The sequence below is a fragment of the Actinomadura sp. CNU-125 genome (assembly GCF_001942465.1).
Taxonomy (GTDB): domain Bacteria; phylum Actinomycetota; class Actinomycetes; order Streptosporangiales; family Streptosporangiaceae; genus Spirillospora.
The window spans coordinates 1-15,524 of sequence record NZ_MKJY01000115.1 but is presented as its reverse complement, the minus strand read 5'-3'; the positions used below and the strand labels follow the sequence as shown (position 1 = coordinate 15,524).

Annotated in this window: 12 protein-coding genes and 2 pseudogenes; 6 read left to right on the top strand and 8 right to left on the bottom strand. The window is 74.0% G+C overall.

The features are described from left to right. Positions 1–89 precede the first annotated feature (89 nt). From BJF79_RS15695 to BJF79_RS15685, 3 genes are read right to left on the bottom strand one after another with little or no spacing between them, the layout of a single operon-like run. On the bottom strand, positions 90–368 hold the full coding sequence (locus tag BJF79_RS15695; RefSeq protein ID WP_075898241.1) for a sulfurtransferase TusA family protein: 279 nt from the start codon (positions 366–368) through the stop codon (positions 90–92). After that, positions 365–1,201 (bottom strand): phosphate/phosphite/phosphonate ABC transporter substrate-binding protein, encoded by an 837-nt coding sequence (locus BJF79_RS15690; RefSeq protein ID WP_262402086.1) that lies wholly within the window; start codon positions 1,199–1,201, stop codon positions 365–367. Before BJF79_RS15690 ends, BJF79_RS15695 begins: the two co-directional genes overlap by 4 nt. After that, positions 1,192–2,349 carry an acyl-CoA dehydrogenase family protein gene (locus tag BJF79_RS15685; RefSeq protein WP_262402085.1) on the bottom strand — a complete coding sequence of 386 codons (1,158 nt, stop codon included), beginning with the start codon at positions 2,347–2,349 and terminating at the stop codon, positions 1,192–1,194. The genes BJF79_RS15690 and BJF79_RS15685 overlap by 10 nt, the downstream gene beginning before the upstream one ends. 234 nt (positions 2,350–2,583) lie before the next feature. On the opposite strand from BJF79_RS15685, the gene BJF79_RS15680 reads away from it, so the two are divergent. The 3 genes and pseudogenes from BJF79_RS15680 (at position 2,584) to glgX (ending at position 5,937) form a co-directional block, all read left to right on the top strand. Continuing rightward, positions 2,584–3,114 carry a DUF4262 domain-containing protein gene (locus tag BJF79_RS15680; RefSeq protein WP_262402084.1) on the top strand — a complete coding sequence of 177 codons (531 nt, stop codon included), beginning with the start codon at positions 2,584–2,586 and terminating at the stop codon, positions 3,112–3,114. Positions 3,115–3,128: 14 nt separating this feature from the next. Beyond that, positions 3,129–3,728: a GNAT family N-acetyltransferase gene (locus BJF79_RS15675; RefSeq protein ID WP_075898237.1), complete on the top strand. Its 600-nt coding sequence runs from the start codon at positions 3,129–3,131 to the stop codon at positions 3,726–3,728. Between the two features lie 119 nt (positions 3,729–3,847). Beyond that, positions 3,848–5,937: pseudogene (gene glgX / locus BJF79_RS15670) on the top strand (glycogen debranching protein GlgX). Between the two features lie 4 nt (positions 5,938–5,941). Here glgX and BJF79_RS15665 read toward each other — a convergent pair. Beyond that, the gene (locus BJF79_RS15665; protein ID WP_075898235.1) at positions 5,942–6,343 is read right to left on the bottom strand and encodes a hypothetical protein; all 402 of its coding nucleotides are present in this window, start codon (positions 6,341–6,343) and stop codon (positions 5,942–5,944) included. A 130-nt stretch (positions 6,344–6,473) separates the two neighbouring features. On the opposite strand from BJF79_RS15665, the gene BJF79_RS15660 reads away from it, so the two are divergent. Further along, positions 6,474–7,193 carry a pyrimidine reductase family protein gene (locus tag BJF79_RS15660; protein WP_075898233.1) on the top strand — a complete coding sequence of 240 codons (720 nt, stop codon included), beginning with the start codon at positions 6,474–6,476 and terminating at the stop codon, positions 7,191–7,193. Here BJF79_RS15660 and BJF79_RS60130 read toward each other — a convergent pair. After that, positions 7,172–7,609 carry a dihydrofolate reductase family protein gene (locus BJF79_RS60130; RefSeq protein ID WP_262402087.1) on the bottom strand — a complete coding sequence of 146 codons (438 nt, stop codon included), beginning with the start codon at positions 7,607–7,609 and terminating at the stop codon, positions 7,172–7,174. The two genes, BJF79_RS15660 and BJF79_RS60130, sit on opposite strands and share 22 nt — an antisense overlap. Before the next feature lie 321 nt (positions 7,610–7,930). Here BJF79_RS60130 and BJF79_RS15650 point away from each other — a divergent pair, with 321 nt between their 5' ends. Then, complete coding sequence (locus BJF79_RS15650) at positions 7,931–9,022, top strand: ATP-dependent DNA ligase (protein ID WP_075898231.1); 1,092 nt, start codon at positions 7,931–7,933, stop codon at positions 9,020–9,022. Positions 9,023–9,082: 60 nt separating this feature from the next. On the opposite strand, the gene BJF79_RS15645 is transcribed toward BJF79_RS15650, so the two are convergent. Both BJF79_RS15645 and BJF79_RS60125 read right to left on the bottom strand, forming a co-directional pair. Next, positions 9,083–10,525, bottom strand: a complete 1,443-nt coding sequence (locus BJF79_RS15645) for an alkaline phosphatase D family protein (protein WP_262402083.1) — start codon at positions 10,523–10,525, stop codon at positions 9,083–9,085. A gap of 53 nt (positions 10,526–10,578) precedes the next feature. Beyond that, positions 10,579–10,761: pseudogene (locus BJF79_RS60125) on the bottom strand (twin-arginine translocation signal domain-containing protein); the annotation flags it as partial. 209 nt (positions 10,762–10,970) lie between these two features. On the opposite strand from BJF79_RS60125, the gene BJF79_RS15640 reads away from it, so the two are divergent. Next, on the top strand, positions 10,971–13,382 hold the full coding sequence (locus BJF79_RS15640; RefSeq protein ID WP_083733478.1) for an ATP-binding domain-containing protein: 2,412 nt from the start codon (positions 10,971–10,973) through the stop codon (positions 13,380–13,382). Between the two features lie 957 nt (positions 13,383–14,339). On the opposite strand, the gene BJF79_RS15630 is transcribed toward BJF79_RS15640, so the two are convergent. Continuing rightward, positions 14,340–15,374: a protein phosphatase 2C domain-containing protein gene (locus tag BJF79_RS15630; protein WP_075898229.1), complete on the bottom strand. Its 1,035-nt coding sequence runs from the start codon at positions 15,372–15,374 to the stop codon at positions 14,340–14,342. Positions 15,375–15,524 lie beyond the last annotated feature (150 nt).

Sequence of the window (15,524 nt, the reverse complement as noted above, 5' to 3'; positions counted from 1 at the left end):
GGTCGAGATCGGCCCGCCCCCGAACGACCCGGCCCCGCATGACGGATCCCGAAATGTCGCCCCGCGCGCCGGCCGGCCGGCCGTACACGTCATCCCGCCGATCGTCGCCTCGCCCGGCGAAGACCGGTCCGGCCCATCGCGTCCGCGGCCGGGACGATCCGGCCGCGGACGCGGGACGCGGCCGGATCGTCCGGGCGGACGAAGCGGTGGCCCTCGCCGCGGCACCAGGCGGCGAGATGCACCGCGAGCGCCGAGGCGGTGCCGCTCACCGCCAGTTCGTCCCCGGGCGCCAGGGCGGTCAGGGCCCGGCGGACGAGGATGTGGGCGCCGTGTTCGAAGCCCAGGTCCGCGAGGTCGAGGTGCCTCAAGGGGTGTAGCCGCGCGCGGTCACCCGGCCGTCCCGGTCGTAGAAGGCGGCCTCGTCGACGGCCCGCTCCAGCGCCGCGTAGCCGTCGGCGCGGCCGTCCTCCCAGGACTTCAGCCCTTCGAGGTCCAGCAGCGGGCGGGCGGCGGGGTCGGCGAAGCTCATCGACAGCAGCAGCGCCGCGAAGCGGTCGGCGGCCTCGTCCGGAAGCGAGTCGGACACCGTGAGGTTGCAGTGGTCGTAGGGCGGGGTCTGCGCGAGGATGCGGGTGCCGTCGGCGGGCAGCACGCCCTCGGTGCCGAACAGCAGGTGGTTCGCGTCGACCATGCAGGCGGCGGCCACCTCGCCGGACGCCAGCGCCGCCGCCGCATCCCGTTCGCCGCCGACGTGGTCGCCGTGCAGCCCGACGCCGACGTCGAAGCGGCGGACGTCCACGTCGATGCCGTGCGTCCGCAGGTACGACAGCGGAAGCAGCGCGGCCTGCGGGGAGTCGACGGCGCCCGCCGCGACCGTCTCGCCCTTCAGGTCCGCGACGGTGGTGAACGGCGAGTCCGCGCGCACGACGATGACCGAGGTGAGGTCGCGGTCGGTGTCGCGCATGACCAGCGGACGGACGCGGCGGCCGCGGGACTCGGCCAGCCTGCGGGCCCGGACCCAGGCGAGCGGCGAGTTCCACGCCGCGTGGATCCGGCCGAGCGTCAGGTCTTCGACCTGCCGCTCGTAGTTGGAGTACAGGACGAAGTCGAACGCGAATCCGCGCGCGGCGAGCCATTCGCGGAATCCGGTCCAGATCGTCACGACCTTCGGGTCGTAGGCGACCGCGCCCATCAGCAGCATGGGTTCTCCTCTCCGAACAGCGGCAGGCCGAGGCCCGCCCGGGCGACGAAGTCGTGCAGCGCCTCGGTGGTGGGCGCCATGACGCGGGAGGCGAGCGCGTCCCGGAAGCGGCGCTCGACGCCGCCGCCGCGGCGGAACGCCGACCCGCCGCACAGCCGCAGCTCCCCGTCGGCGACCTCGGCGGCGGCCTCGGCGGCGACGGCCTTGACCTGCAGGACGCGCAGCGTCGCGTCCGCGCGGCCGGTGTCGAGGGCGGCGAGGGTGTCGGCCAGGAACGCGCGGGTCTCGTCCACGCGGATGCGGAGCCGGGCGTAGGCGGCGCGGGCCCCCGGGTCGTCCGCGGGGGTCCGCCCGATGTGCTCGAAGCGGGTGCGGGTCATGCGGTCGCGGGCGGAGTCCATGAGCGATTCCATGACGCCGAGCGAGAACGCGGCGCTCAGCACCAGGAACGGCGGGAGGGCCGTGCCGAGCGCGATGTCGAGCCCGGCGCCGTCCGCGCCGAGCATCGCGCCGGGCGGCACCCGGACGCCGTCCGCGGTGACCGGGCTCGACGCGTTGCCGCGCAGGCCGAGCCCGTCGAAGGGGCCGTCGACGGTCAGGCCGGAGGCGCCGGACGGCACGTACCAGAGCGTCATCGGGCCGGGCGCGGCCAGCGGGCGGCTCGACCAGACGAGGCCGTCGGCTTCCCCGGCGGAGGTGACGAAGCTCTTGCGGGCGTCGAGGCGGACGGCGGAACCGTCGGCCGTCGCGGTGCCGACGGGCGCCCAGAAGTGGCTGCGCGACCCGGACTCGGAGAAGGCGAGGGTGACGAGGTGCTCGCCGGCGGCGATCGCGCGGCGGACGTCGTCCGGTCCGTGCGCTTCGAGCACGGCCGCGGCGGCGTAGTGCATGAGGACGACCATCGCCGTGGAGCCGCAGGCCCCGGCGAGCCGTTCGACGACCCGGGCGGCGTCCGCGAGCCCGCGCGCGTCCGGGGCGCCGAGCAGGCCGAGGCGCCCGCGTCGGCGAGGGCCGCGACGCCCGCGCGGGGGAAGGTCCCGGTCTCGTCCACCCCGGCGGCGGCCGGGGTCGATCACGTCGTCGACGACGGTGTCGAGCGCGGCCGTCGGATCGGCGGCACGAGGTTCGGGCATAACGGTCGAAGTCACAGTGTTCTCCCACGTTTCGGCGAGCCGCGGTCCGCGCGGCCCGGGACTCGCCGCCCGACCGGACGGCCGTGCGTCGCGGTTCAGCGGCGTGCGGGCATGGCCGTCCCCCTCTCCACGCAAGATCATCAGCAGTGCTCTTCCTCCGTGCGCCCGGTTCAAACGGCCGCGCGGCGCGGCGCTTCCGGCGCGCCGTAAGCTTGCGGTATGCCGGACGGTCCGCCCCCATGCGCGTGTGTGCTCTGCCGTGACTACGGCGACCGCGACCGGCTGGACAACTTCCTGCTCCGCACGATGGTCCACGTCAGCCAGTACGGCTGGAGCGTCGTGCTGAACCATCCGGACGACGTCGGGCCCGGCTGGGCGTACACGATCGGGCTGTGGCACAGCCACCGGGTCCCCGAGCTCGCCATGTTCGGCGGCGACGTCTACGAGATGGAGGAGTCGCTGGACCTCCTCGGCCGGCAGTCCGCCGAGGGGCGCCCGCCCGCCGAGGGCGAGCGCCGCGAGGGCGTCGTCCGGGGCGGGCCCGCCGGGTTCCGCGCCGTCGACCGCCGCTGGTACGACGCGCTGCTGCGCGGCGCCGTCGCGTACTACCGGCGGACGCCGCCGCCGTTCCTGCAGGTCCTGTGGCCGAACGCCGACGGCCTGTTCCCCTGGCAGCCCGGCACCGACCTGCCGTTCCGGCGTTCGCAGCCGTGGCTGTGGCTGTCCCCCGGCCAGCACTCCCCCGGCGCGTGGACGCGCCGCCTGCGGGCCGGGCCGTGACGTAAGATCGCCGGGTGTACGGGCCGATCGCCGAGACCATCCGGACGCAGCGGCTCGTCCTGGAGCCGCCCGCGCCCCACGACGCCGACGAGATGGCGGCCGTCCTGAACGACCGGCGGCTGCACCGGCACATCGGCGGCGACCCCCTCACCCCCGCCGAGCTGCGCGACCGTTACGCGCGGCTCGCCGCCGGGCCGTCCCCGTTCCACCAGGAGTACTGGCTGTACTGGATCGTCCGCCGGGCCCGCGACGGCCGGGCGGTCGGCTACGTCCAGGCGACGGTGCGGCCCGCGCCCGGCCGCTACGCCGTGGCGCCCCCGGCCGCCGGGTCGACGGTCACGCGCGAGGCGCCCGCCACGGTCGCGTCGGTCGCCTGGGTGATCGGCATGCCGTACCAGGGGTTCGGGTTCGCGACCGAGGCCGCCCGCGCCCTGCTCGGCTGGCTGCACGACCGCGGCGTCCACGAGATCGTCGCGCTGATCCACCCGCGGAACCGGCCGTCCGCCGCCGTCGCCGCGAAGCTCGGGCTGCGCCGCACCGCCGAGACCGCCGACGACGAGACCGTCTGGCGGCTCCCCGCCCCGGACGACCCCGCGACGGACACACCGGGATGACACTCTGATATCCGGCGGTGGCGGGTACGGAGGAGGCGGGTAGGTCACAATCGGCTGCGCGGCGGCGCGCGGACGGCGGTGGACGAGCCGGCGGGACGAGACGGCGGGAGTGGGAGAGCATGCTGGAGGTCTGGCCCGGGGATCCGTACCCGCTGGGCGCCACCTGGGACGGCACGGGCACCAACTTCGCGCTGTTCTCCGAGGTGGCCCGGCGGGTCGAGCTCTGCCTGTTCGACGAGCGCGGCCGCGAGACGCGGTACGAACTGCCCGAGGTGGACGGGTTCGTCCGGCACGGCTACCTGCCCGGCGTCGGGCCCGGACGGCGCTACGGGTACCGGGTGCACGGGCCGTTCGACCCGCGCGCCGGGCACCGCTGCAACCCGGCGAAGCTGCTGCTGGACCCGTACGGCAAGGCCGTCGAGGGCAACGTCCGGTGGCACGAGTCGCTGTTCTCGTACCGGTTCACCGACCCCGACGTCCTCAACGAGGACGACAGCGCCCCCTACATGCCGAAGAACGTGGTGGTGAACCCGTTCTTCGACTGGGGCGACGACCGGCCGCCGCGCGTCCCGTACCACGAGAGCGTCATCTACGAGGCGCACGTCAAGGGCCTGACGCGGCTGCACCCGGGCATCCCGGAGGAGCAGCGCGGGACGTACGCGGGGCTGGCGCACCCGGTGCTCATCGACCATCTCCTCGACCTCGGCGTGACGGCCGTCGAGCTGATGCCGGTGCACCAGTCGGTGCCCGAGCACGCGCTCGTCGCGCGCGGGCTCGACAACTACTGGGGCTACAACACGATCGGGTTCCTCGCGCCGCACAACTCCTACAGCTCGTCCGGGGGGCGCGGGGAGCAGGTGCTGGAGTTCAAGGCGATGGTCCGGGCCCTGCACGAAGCGGGCATCGAGGTCATCCTGGACGTCGTCTACAACCACACCGCCGAAGGGGACCACCTCGGGCCGACGCTGTCGTTCCGGGGCATCGACAACGCGTCCTACTACCGGCTGCGCGACGACGACAAGCGCTACCACCTCGACTACACCGGCTGCGGCAACTCGCTGAACGTGCGCAGCCCGCACGCCCTGCAGCTGATCATGGACTCGCTGCGGTACTGGATCCTGGACATGCACGTGGACGCTTCCGCTTCGACCTCGCGTCCGCGCTGGCCCGCGAACTGCACGACGTCGACCGGCTCGCCGCGTTCTTCGACCTCGTCCAGCAGGACCCGGTCGTCTCGCAGGTGAAGCTGATCGCCGAACCGTGGGACGTCGGCGAGGGCGGCTACCAGGTCGGCAACTTCCCGCCGCTGTGGACCGAGTGGAACGGCAAGTACCGCGACACCGTCCGCGACTTCTGGCGCGGCTCGTACGCGACGATGCCGGAGTTCGCGTCCCGGCTGACCGGCTCGTCCGACCTGTACGAGCACAGCGCGCGGCGCCCGTTCGCGTCCATCAACTTCGTGACCTGCCACGACGGGTTCACCCTGCACGACCTCGTGTCGTACGACCACAAGCACAACGAGGCGAACGGCGAGGGGAACCGGGACGGGACGGACGACAACCGCTCGTGGAACTGCGGGCACGAGGGACCGGCGCGCGACCCGTCCGTCCGCGGGCTGCGGGCCCGGCAGAAGCGCAACTTCCTCGCGACGCTGTTCCTGTCGCAGGGCGTGCCGATGCTGTCGCACGGCGACGAGCTGGGCCGCACGCAGCAGGGCAACAACAACGCCTACTGCCAGGACAACGAGATCGCGTGGGTGCACTGGGACGACGCCGAGGAGGTCGAGTTCGTCCGGTCCCTGTCGCGGCTGCGCCGCGACCACCCGGTGTTCCGGCGCCGCCGGTTCTTCACCGGCACCGGGACGGGCGCCGCCGCCGACATCGCCTGGCTCACCCCGGCGGGCGAGATCATGACCGACCAGGACTGGAACGTCGGCTTCGCCAAGAGCCTCGGCGTGTTCCTCAACGGCGACGCCATCACCGAACCCGACCGGCGCGGCCGCCGGGTCCGGGACGACTCGTTCCTGCTGCTGATCAACGCCGGGCCCGACCCCCAGGAGTTCACGATCCCGGGGGCCGAGTACGGCGAGCGCTGGGCGCACACGCTGGACACCGCCGAGCCCCGCGGGGTCGGCGAGCGTCCCCGCGCCGGGGCCCGCGCGACGCTGAAGATCGCCGACCGTTCCCTGTCGGTGCTGCGCCGCGTGTGACGGGTCAGATCGGGCTCACCTCCATCGCCGTCAGGAACACCAGGACGACCGTCGCGGCGGCCACGACGCCGTGCACCGCCACGGCCGCCGCCGGGAACGCCTGCTCGGCGCCGCGCGCGTGCCGCCCGCCGCGGCCCACGAGCCAGCGGGTGAACAGCAGGAACCCTTGCAGGACGACGACGATGAGCGCGGCGAACGCCCACCAGGCGTAGGCCGGGTCGGCGGTGACCAGGTGGCCGATCCAGAGCGCCAGCCCGCCGACGGCGGCGAGCGGGTGCCCCACGACGACCAGTTTCGGAAAGCGCGTCACCTTGGTCGCCAGCCCCCCGTGCACGATCCAGGTGATCAGCAGGTACCCGCCGGCGAGTGCGGCGAGGACCCATGCTGCGAGCGCAACGAACTCCACCCCCTGCTCCCTTCTGAGATTCTCAAGTCCCCCGACGGCAGTGTCGTCGCCCCATGACGCGAGAATGCGGAAATTCGCGCAGATTGCCGCCTCCGGCCGTCCCGCGGCCGTGCACTACCGTGAAGGATCTATGCGGCCACTGACGTCTTCGCCCCACCATGTCGATCTCGCCGAGCAGTACGCGTATCCGCCCGACGGGCCGTGGCTGCGCGCCAACATGGTCGCCGGACTGGACGGCGCCGCCCAGCGCGACGAGCGCAGCGGCGGGCTCGGCAACGAGTCCGACAAGCGGCTGTTCCTGCTGCTGCGCGGCCTGGCCGACGCCGTGATCGTCGGTGCCGGCACGGTCCGCGCCGAGGGCTACGGGCCGGTCCGTCCCGTCCCGGAGTGGGGCGCGGTGCGCGACGGGCGGCCGCCGGTGCCGCCGCTGGTGATCGTGTCCCGCTCGCTCGGGCTGGACTTCGACGGGCCGGCGTTCACCGAGGCGCAGGTACCGACGATCGTGCTGACCTGCGCGGACGCCGATCCCGAGCGGCTTCGCGAGGCGCGTGCCCGCGCCGAGGTGATCGTCGCCGGGGAGCGCGCCCTCGACTTCGGGGTCGCGTTCCGGGCGCTCGCCGCGCTGGGCCACCGGCGACTGCTGTGCGAGGGCGGCCCGGCCGTCCTCGGGCAGATCGCCGCCGCGGGCCTGCTCGACGAGCTGTGCCTGACGCTCAGCCCGATGCTGCTCGGCGGCGACGCGCTGCGGATCCTCGACGGCCCGACCGTGCCCGACCCGGCGCCGACGCTCGCGCACGCCCTCACCGACGACGACTTCCTCTTCCTCCGCTACACGCGCGCCACCCGGTAGCGGACGAACAGCACGCCCTCGTCCAGGTAGACGGCCGCCGGATCCACCGGAATCTCGGCGGGCAGGCCGGTGAGCAGCGGCGTGCGCGGGCCGTGCAGGGCGGGCGCGATGTTGAGGCACAGCTCGTCGACCAGGGACGCGCGGAGCAGCGCGGTGGCCAGGCCGGGGCCGCCCTCGCACAGCAGGCGCGGCCCCAGTTCCCCGTGCAGCAGCCGGACCGCCTCCGGGAGGTCGATGTCCGCTTCCCCTGCGACCACCGCCCGGATCCCGGACGGGACGTGCGCGCGCGCACGCTCGGTGGTGACGACCACGGTCGGGGTCTCGGCCTCGGTGAAGAGCGGGAGCGTCCAGTCGAAATCGAGCGAACGGCTCACGACGACGATGGGCGCGGGCGGGCCGCCCCGGCGCGCGCGCAGGTCGGCGCGGAGCTTCGCGGGGCCGAGCCGTCCGGTCCGGACGGTCCCGGCGCCTGACGACGATCGCGTCCGCGAGGGCCCGCAGGGTGCGGAACACGCGGAAGTCGGCGGCCCCGCCGAGCCCGTCCGTCCAGCCGTCGGCGTCGGTGACCGAGCCGTCCGCGCTCATCACCATGCCGATCCGCAGGCCGGGCGCGTCGCCGTACTCGGCGTACGGGTCGGCGCCGTCCATCGCGGGTTCGGGCAGCAGGCGGCGCATGAGCCGCACGTTATCCGACCCCGGGGCGGCATATTGTCGGTGGCCGGGCGCAAGATGGGGGGATGGACCTGCCGATCAGTCCGCCGCTGTCGCCGATGCTGGCCAAGGCGGTCAAGACCATGCCCCAGGGCGACCTGCTGTACGAGCCGAAGTGGGACGGTTTCCGCTGCATCGTCTTCCGCGACGGCGACGAGGTCGAGCTGTCGAGCCGCGGCGAGAAGCCGCTCACCCGCTACTTTCCCGAGCTGGTGGAGGCGGTGAAACGGGAGCTGCCGGAGCGGTGCGTGGTCGACGGCGAGATCGTCCTGCCGCAGGGCACCCGGCTCGACTTCGACACGCTGCAGCAGCGCATCCACCCGGCCGCGTCGCGGATCAAGCTGCTGTCGGAGCAGACCCCGGCGTCCTTCGTGGCGTTCGACCTGCTCGCCCTCGGCGACGAGTCGTTCCTGGACGAGCCGCTGGGCGAGCGGCGGCGCAGGCTCGTCGAGACGCTCGCCGGGGCGGGCGCGCCGATCCACGTGACGCCCGCGTCCGACTCCTACGAGCTGGCGCTGCGCTGGTTCGACGAGTTCGAGGGCGCGGGCCTCGACGGCGTCATCGCCAAGCCGCGCGACCTGCCGTACGAGCCCGACAAGCGCGTCCAGTTCAAGGTCAAGCACGAGCGGACGTGCGACTGCGTCGTCGCGGGCTTCCGCTGGCACAAGTCCGGGCCGATCGTCGGGTCGCTGCTGCTCGGCCTCTACAACGACGAGGGCCATCTGCAGCACGTGGGGGTGGCCGCGTCCTTCACGATGAAGCGCCGCGCGGAGCTCGTCGAGGAGCTGCAGCCGTACCGGATGGAGAGCTACGAGGGGCATCCGTGGGCCGAGTGGGCGCGGCAGACCGAGGCGACGGTCGACCGCATGCCCGGCGCGATCTCCCGCTGGACCGGCAAGAAGGACCTCTCGTGGGTCGCGCTGCGCCCCGAGCTGGTCGTCGAGGTGGCCTACGAGGCGATGGAGGGCGACCGGTTCCGCCACACCGCGCGCTTCCGCAACTGGCGCCCCGACCGGACGCCCGAGTCGTGCACGTACGAGCAGCTGGAGGTGCCGGTGGCCTACGACCTCGACGACATCTTCCGCGGCGCGGCCACCAGCCCCCGCGCCGACCGCTGACCCCGGCGGGACCCCCGGGCGCGGTGCGCGGCGCCCGGGGGTCCGGCGGGAGACCGCGCGTCAGCGCACGGTCTCGTTCCGGACGGTCTCCTCGATCAGGTCGCGGTCGGACTTGACCGACATCTTGGGCGCGTTGAAGGGACGCAGGTAGGTCTGCCGGACGCCCGGGACCTCGTCCTCGATGACGAACGTGGCCTTGGTCGTCGCCTCGGCGTCGTGGTCGCGGACGGTCGGCAGGGTCTTGAAGTCGGCCTTCATCTCGTGCTTGTCGATCTTGGTGAGCACGTAGCCGCGCTGGTTGTTGTAGAAGCGCAGGTGCGGGTTGATCTGCAGGAACGGGTGGTCGGCGGGGTCGGAGTCGCGGCCGTCGCCGCCGCTGGTGATGGACGTGGCGACGAGCTCGGAGCCGACGGTCGGCGAGTCCGGGTCGTCGTAGTCGAGCTTGAGGTCGCTCGCCCAGTGGGCGTGGACGTCGCCGGTGAGGACGACGGGGTTGCGGACCTTCCGGTCCAGCCAGCCCTCGGTGATGCGCTTGCGGGACGCGACGTAGCCGTCCCAGCCGTCCATCGAGGTGATCTTCGCGGGGCCGGCGTTGTTGTCGCGCTGGGCGAAGAAGACCTGCTGGCCGAGGACGTCCCAGCGGGCGCGCGAGTCCGCGAAGCCGTCGAGCAGCCACTTCTCCTGCTCGTCGCCGGTGATGGAGCGCTTGGGGTCGACGGCCTCGGGGCAGTCCTTGTAGCCGTCGCCGCAGCCCTGGTCGTCGCGGAACTGGCGGGTGTCGAGCATGTGGAAGTTGGCGAGCTTGCCCCAGCGGACGCGCCGGTAGATCTGGATGTCGGGGCCGTTCGGAATCGACCGGCGGCGCAGCGGCATGTTCTCGTAGTACGCCTTGAACGCGGCGATGCGGCGGCGGCGGAAGTCGGCCGGGTCGGGCGTGTCGGAGCCCGCCTCGGGGACGTCGTCGGCCCAGTTGTTCTCGACCTCGTGGTCGTCGAACACGACCAGCCAGGGGGCGGCGGCGTGCGCGGCCTGGAGGTCGGGGTCGGACTTGTACTGGGCGTGCCGCTGCCGGTAGTTCGCGAGGGTGACGGTCTCGGGCCCGCGGTGGTCGCGGACGTTCCCGGCCGGGATCGTATAGTCGTCCGGCTTGTATTCGTACTGGTAGTCGCCGAGGTGCAGGATCAGGTCCGGGTGCTCCTCGGCGAGCCGCCGGTACGCGGTGAAGTAGCCGTGCTCGTACTGGCTGCAACTGACGATCGCCATGGCGAGCGCGGGGCCGAACGAGTCGAGGCGGGGCGCGGTGACCGTCCGTCCGACCGGGGAGAAGTGGTTCCCGGCGCGGAACCGGTACCAGTAGTCGCGGCCGTGGCGCAGGCCGTTCAGCTCGATGTGGACGGAGTGGGCGTCCGCGGGCTGCGCGACGGCCTTGCCGCGCCGCTCGACCTTGCGGAACCGCTCGTCCCGCGCGACCTCCCAGTGGACGTCGACGTTCCGGTCCGGCATGCGCCGCGGCCGTCCTCGGCGAGCGGGTCGAGGGCGAGGCGGGTCCACAGGACGAACCCGTCGGGCTCGGGATCGCCGGACGCGACGCCGAGCGTGAACGGGTCGCCGGACAGGCGCCGGGCGCGGGGCGCGGCGTGGGCGGTGCCCGGGACGGCCGAGACGGCGGCGGCGGTGCCGACCGCGAGTCCGGTGGTGACGAGGAAGGAGCGCCGGTCGAGCTGGGGGGCGTCGGCCATGGGGAGCGACCTTTCGGAGGGATCCGGCATCGATCGCCGGTCAGCCTCGCGAAGGTCGGTGGCCGTGAAGCACCGCGAAGGTGACGTACCGCGCAACAGGAGTGATCTTTTGGAACGATCATCCGCATCGGGCGCGCGGGCATGTTAGAGTACTGGGTTACACGACGATATAGAGAACCCATTTCTACTCTTAGGAGTGTACCTAACACATGGAGACCCGTCAATCCAGCGTTGTCAAATCCGCCGGTACCGCCGGCGGAAACGCGGCGGACGCCGCGCGGCACGAGGCCGTCCGCGTGGAACAGGAACACGTCTCCTACCTGTATGAACGGCTCGACGCGGAGCGGGCCGCGGCCGAGTCCGCGCTGCGCACGGGGCCCGGAGCCGGGGGCGGGAGCGCGTTCCAGGCCCGGGTGGAGAGCGCCGTCGCCACCGATGAGGCCGCCCGCAGGCTGGCGCGCCTCGGCGGCGTCGAGGACGGACTGTGCTTCGGCCGGATCGACCACCGGTCCGACGGCGACGGGCCGGGCGACACGTTCTACGTCGGCCGGATCGGGCTGCGCGACGAGGACCACGAGCCGCTGCTGATCGACTGGCGCGCCCCCGCGGCGCGTCCGTTCTACACCGCGACGCCCGGTATGCCGGGCACCCTCGCGCGCCGCCGCCATCTGCACCTGCGGCACCGCGAGGTCGTCGGGCTGGACGACGAGGTGTTCGACCTGGACGGGCTGGCGGAGCCGGAGCGGCGGACGCTCGTCGGCGAGGCCGCGCTGCTGGCGACGCTGCGCCGGGGCCGGACGGGCCGGATGAGCGACGTCGTCGCCACCATCCAGCAGGAGCAGGACGAGGTCATCCGGGCGGGCCTGCAGGGCGTGCTGGTGGTGCAGGGCGGTCCGGGCACCGGCAAGACCGTCGCGGCGCTGCACCGCGCAGCGTTCCTGCTCTACACGCACCGCGACGTGCTCGAACGCCGCGGCGTCCTGGTGGTAGGCCCGAACGCGACGTTCCTGCGCTACATCGAGCAGGTGCTCCCCGGCCTCGGCGAGACCGACGTCGTGCTCGCCACGGTCGGCGAGCTGTACCCGGGGACGCGCGCGACCGCGTCCGACGGGCCGGACGTCGCGGTGGTGAAGGGCGATCCGCGGATGGCGGACCTCGTGGCGGAGTCCGTCCGGGACCGGCAGCGCGCCCCGGAGGGCGGGCTGGAGGTCGAGGCCGACACGATGACGCTGACGGTGTCCGCGGAGGGGTGCGCGCGCGCCCGTGACCGTGCGCGCGCACTGCGGGCGCCCCACAACGTGCAGCGGCGCCAGTTCGTGCACGACATGCTTGAGGCGCTCGCGCTGAACCGTGCCGAGCAGTACGACCGGATGGTCGACGAGCCGCTGGAGCAGATGGCCCGCGAGGGCGGGCTCCCGAAGTGGCTGCGGGAACTGATGGAGGAGGCCGAGGACGAGCCGCTGCTGGACGAGACGGACCTGCGGCTCGCGAAGGAGACGCTCTGGCTCGACCGGTCCGTCCGTTCGGCCCTCGACGCGCTGTGGCCGGAGCTGACGCCGCACCGGCTGCTGTCCGAACTGTTCGCCGACCCCGCCGCCCTCGCCCGCCTCGGCGCGCGCGCCGGTCTGCGGCCGGCCGAGGCCGCGCTGCTGGAACGTCCGGCCGGGTCGGAGTGGACGGTCTCGGACGTCCCGCTGCTGGACGAGGCCGCCGAATGGCTCGGCGTCGACGATTCGGCCGACCGGGCCCGCGCGCGCGCCGCCGAGGCGGCCCGCGCGGACGAGGAGCGGTACGCCCGGGAGGTCCTGGAGAGCAGCAGCGGCGCCTCCAACCTGCTGAACGCCGAGGACGTGATCGACGCCGCCGCCCTCGCCGGACGGCACAACGACGGCGGCACGTCGCTCACCACCGCCCAGCGCGCCACGGCCGACCGCGAATGGGCGTACGGGCACGTCATCGTGGACGAGGCGCAGGAGCTGTCGGCGATGGCCTGGCGGACGATCATGCGGCGCGTCCCGACCCGTTCGCTCACCGTCGTCGGCGACATCGCGCAGACGGGCAGCGCGGCCGGGGCCGCCTCGTGGGGGCAGATGCTCGACGCCTACGTCCCCGGCCGGTGGCGGGAGCAGCGGCTCATGGTCAACTACCGGACCCCGGCGGCGATCATGCGGGTCGCGGCGGAGGTGCTGGCCGCCGTCGACCCGGGCCAGACGCCGCCGGAGTCCGTCCGCGACGACGGCGCCCCGCCGCGCGCCGTCGAGCTGCCGCTGCCGGAGCTTCCCGGCCTGGTCGGGGACGAGCTGGACGCCATCGGCGAGGGACGGCTCGCGGTGATCGTCTCGGCGGCGCGGCACGCGGACGTCCTGGCCGTGCTGTCGGTCCTGCCCGGAACCGCCGCGGGCGCCACACCGGAGGCCCTCGACTCCCCCGTCGTCGTGCTCACCACCGAGGAGGCGAAGGGCCTGGAGTTCGACGCGGTGATCCTCGTCGACCCGGCGGGCGTCGTGTCCGGCTCCCCGAAGGGCGGCCAGGACCTGTACGTCGCCCTCACCCGCGCGACCCGCCGCCTCACGGTCGTCCACGCGGGCGACCTGCCGCCGCTGCTGTCGTCCCTCGCGTGAGGCTCAGTTCTCGGGCGGACGCAGTTTGATCGTGGGCCGCCCCCCGTCCCCGGCCCCGTCCAAGGGGGCCTTGGAGAGCTTCGGGGGGCGCGCACGGGAGGCAGGGGCGCGAGCTTGACGACCCCGCGATCGTCCAGCGCGCGCGCCCACTGCGCGGCGTCGGGGCGGAGGCCGCGCGCCCGTCCGGCTTCGGCGAACCGCGCGGCGGCCTCGGCGACGACCCGGTCCGGGAGACCGGGGACCCACCCCGGTTCGTCCCCGGGCCGCAGCGCGGAGGTGCGGGTCAGCACGCGCGCCACGAGGAGGGCGAGCTTGTACCGGTCGGTGTCCAGGTCCAGGCCGGCCGGCGCCGCCAGCGGGTCGCCCCAGTCGGGCGTCTCCGGTTGCGGCAGGACGGGCCGTCGCCCGAGTTCGCGGACGCCGTCGCAGTCGAGCAGGAACACCTCCCCGGCCGGGGACCACAGCAGGTTCTTCATCGACACGTCCCCGACGACCAGCCCGTTACCGTGCAGCAGCCGGAACAGCCCGACGGTGTTGCGGGCGACGCGCAACCGGCCGTCCGCGCCCGGAGGCGCGATGTCTCCCCACATCGCCTTCGGCTTGTAGAGGAGATACTGCAGCTCCCGCAGCCGCGGACCGACGGCGACGTTGCCCCAGAACCCGCTCGGCACCACGCGCATGACGAATCCCCTGACGGTCCCCCCGTCGAGCACGCGCGCGAGCGGCCACGCCGCCTGCCGCAGCAGCGCGTCGCGGTCGGCGCCGGTCAGCAGCGCGGGAAGGTCGACCAGCCGCTTCAGCGCGGCGCCGTTCACCCCGCCGACCAGGTATTCCTTGAAGACGTGGCCGTTCAGCGGTCCGTCCAGCGCGTGCACCTTGCCCTGGCCGCCGGCGCCGAGTTCCCGGCCGAGGGCCAGGTCGCCGAGCTCCAGGTCCGTGCCGTCCGGCCGCATCCCGCTACCGCCCCCAGATGCAGACGGCCGAGCGGTCGTCGCCGTAGGACTTGGCGCGGAACGCCAGCTGCCACCCGAAGTCGATGATCCCGGGCGGCTCGGGAGCCGACCACGACGCCACCAGGCGGTCCCGCACGTCGGCGCTGTGCATGGGGTTCGACAGGCCGTCCGTGCACAGCACGAGCGCTTCCCCCGGCCGCAGCCACGCGGACATGGGCCGGACGGTCCCGGGACTGCCGGGCAGCGCGTCGGTGCGGGAGTCGACGATCGCGCCCGGGTCGGCCGCGGCGGGCCGGACCGGCTCCAGGGCGCCGCCGCGCAGCCAGTAGGCCGCGCCGTCCCCGATGTTCAGGACGGCGGCGGGGCGCGGCTCGCCGCCGGGCCCCGCGTCGACGATCGCCGCCGCGAGCGTCGTCGACAGCGCCTTCGGGTCGAGCCCGGCCTCGGCGGCGTGCGCCGTCATGGCGGACGCCACCCGGACGACGGCACCGGCGGTCAGCTCACCGGCCCGCTCCCACGTCCACGTGTCGGCGGCCCGCTCGATCTCCGCGCGCAGCAGCCGGCAGGCGAGCGCCGACCCCTCGTGCGAGCGCGGCTGGCTGCCCACACCGTCGGCGACGCACGCGACGAGCGCGTCCGTCCCGGCCAGCGGCACCGTCCACAGCGCCACCGAGTCCTGCCGCGGCTCGCCGTAGTAGCGGTGGTCGTCGCCGCGCAGCGACGCGGCCCGGACCGTCAGCCCGTCGAGGTCCGCGCCGTCGAACACCATGTCGGGCACGGCGGCGCCCACCGCGGGCAGGCCGCGCGGGACGCCGCCCTTCGGGTGCGGGCGACGGTACCGGGGCGGTTCCTCGAACGGCTCGAACCGGAACTCGGGCTCGGGCGGTTCCGGCGCGGGTTCGTCCGGCACGATCGCGATGCCCTCGGGCCTGGTCTCGGACGGGTCGCCGGGCTCGCCGGGCGTCCACGCGATCATCGGGCGCCAGTCGGCGTCGTCCGGCTTCGGCCGGTCGCGGCGCTCGCCGCGGTCAGATGACATCGGCCTTGATGGTGGTGAAGCCGGGGACCTCGTCGGGCATCGCGAAGCTCATGCCGCCGTCGGCGTCGGCGGTCGACCCCGAGCGGACGATCGAGCGGATCAGCGACTGCGCGAACTCCTGCAGCGCGGGCCCCGGCCGCATCGACTCGT

What these genes read in the sequence shown, in the direction of transcription:
- BJF79_RS15645 (WP_262402083.1), bottom strand. Translation starts at nt 10,525, where the DNA reads ATGCCGGACCGGAACGTCGACGTCCACTGGGAGGTCGCGCGGGACGAG.
- BJF79_RS15660 (WP_075898233.1), top strand. Translation starts at nt 6,474, where the DNA reads ATGCGGCCACTGACGTCTTCGCCCCACCATGTCGATCTCGCCGAGCAG.
- BJF79_RS15690 (WP_262402086.1), bottom strand. Translation starts at nt 1,201, where the DNA reads ATGCTGCTGATGGGCGCGGTCGCCTACGACCCGAAGGTCGTGACGATC.
- BJF79_RS15640 (WP_083733478.1), top strand. Translation starts at nt 10,971, where the DNA reads ATGGAGACCCGTCAATCCAGCGTTGTCAAATCCGCCGGTACCGCCGGC.
- BJF79_RS15650 (WP_075898231.1), top strand. Translation starts at nt 7,931, where the DNA reads ATGGACCTGCCGATCAGTCCGCCGCTGTCGCCGATGCTGGCCAAGGCG.
- BJF79_RS15630 (WP_075898229.1), bottom strand. Translation starts at nt 15,374, where the DNA reads ATGTCATCTGACCGCGGCGAGCGCCGCGACCGGCCGAAGCCGGACGAC.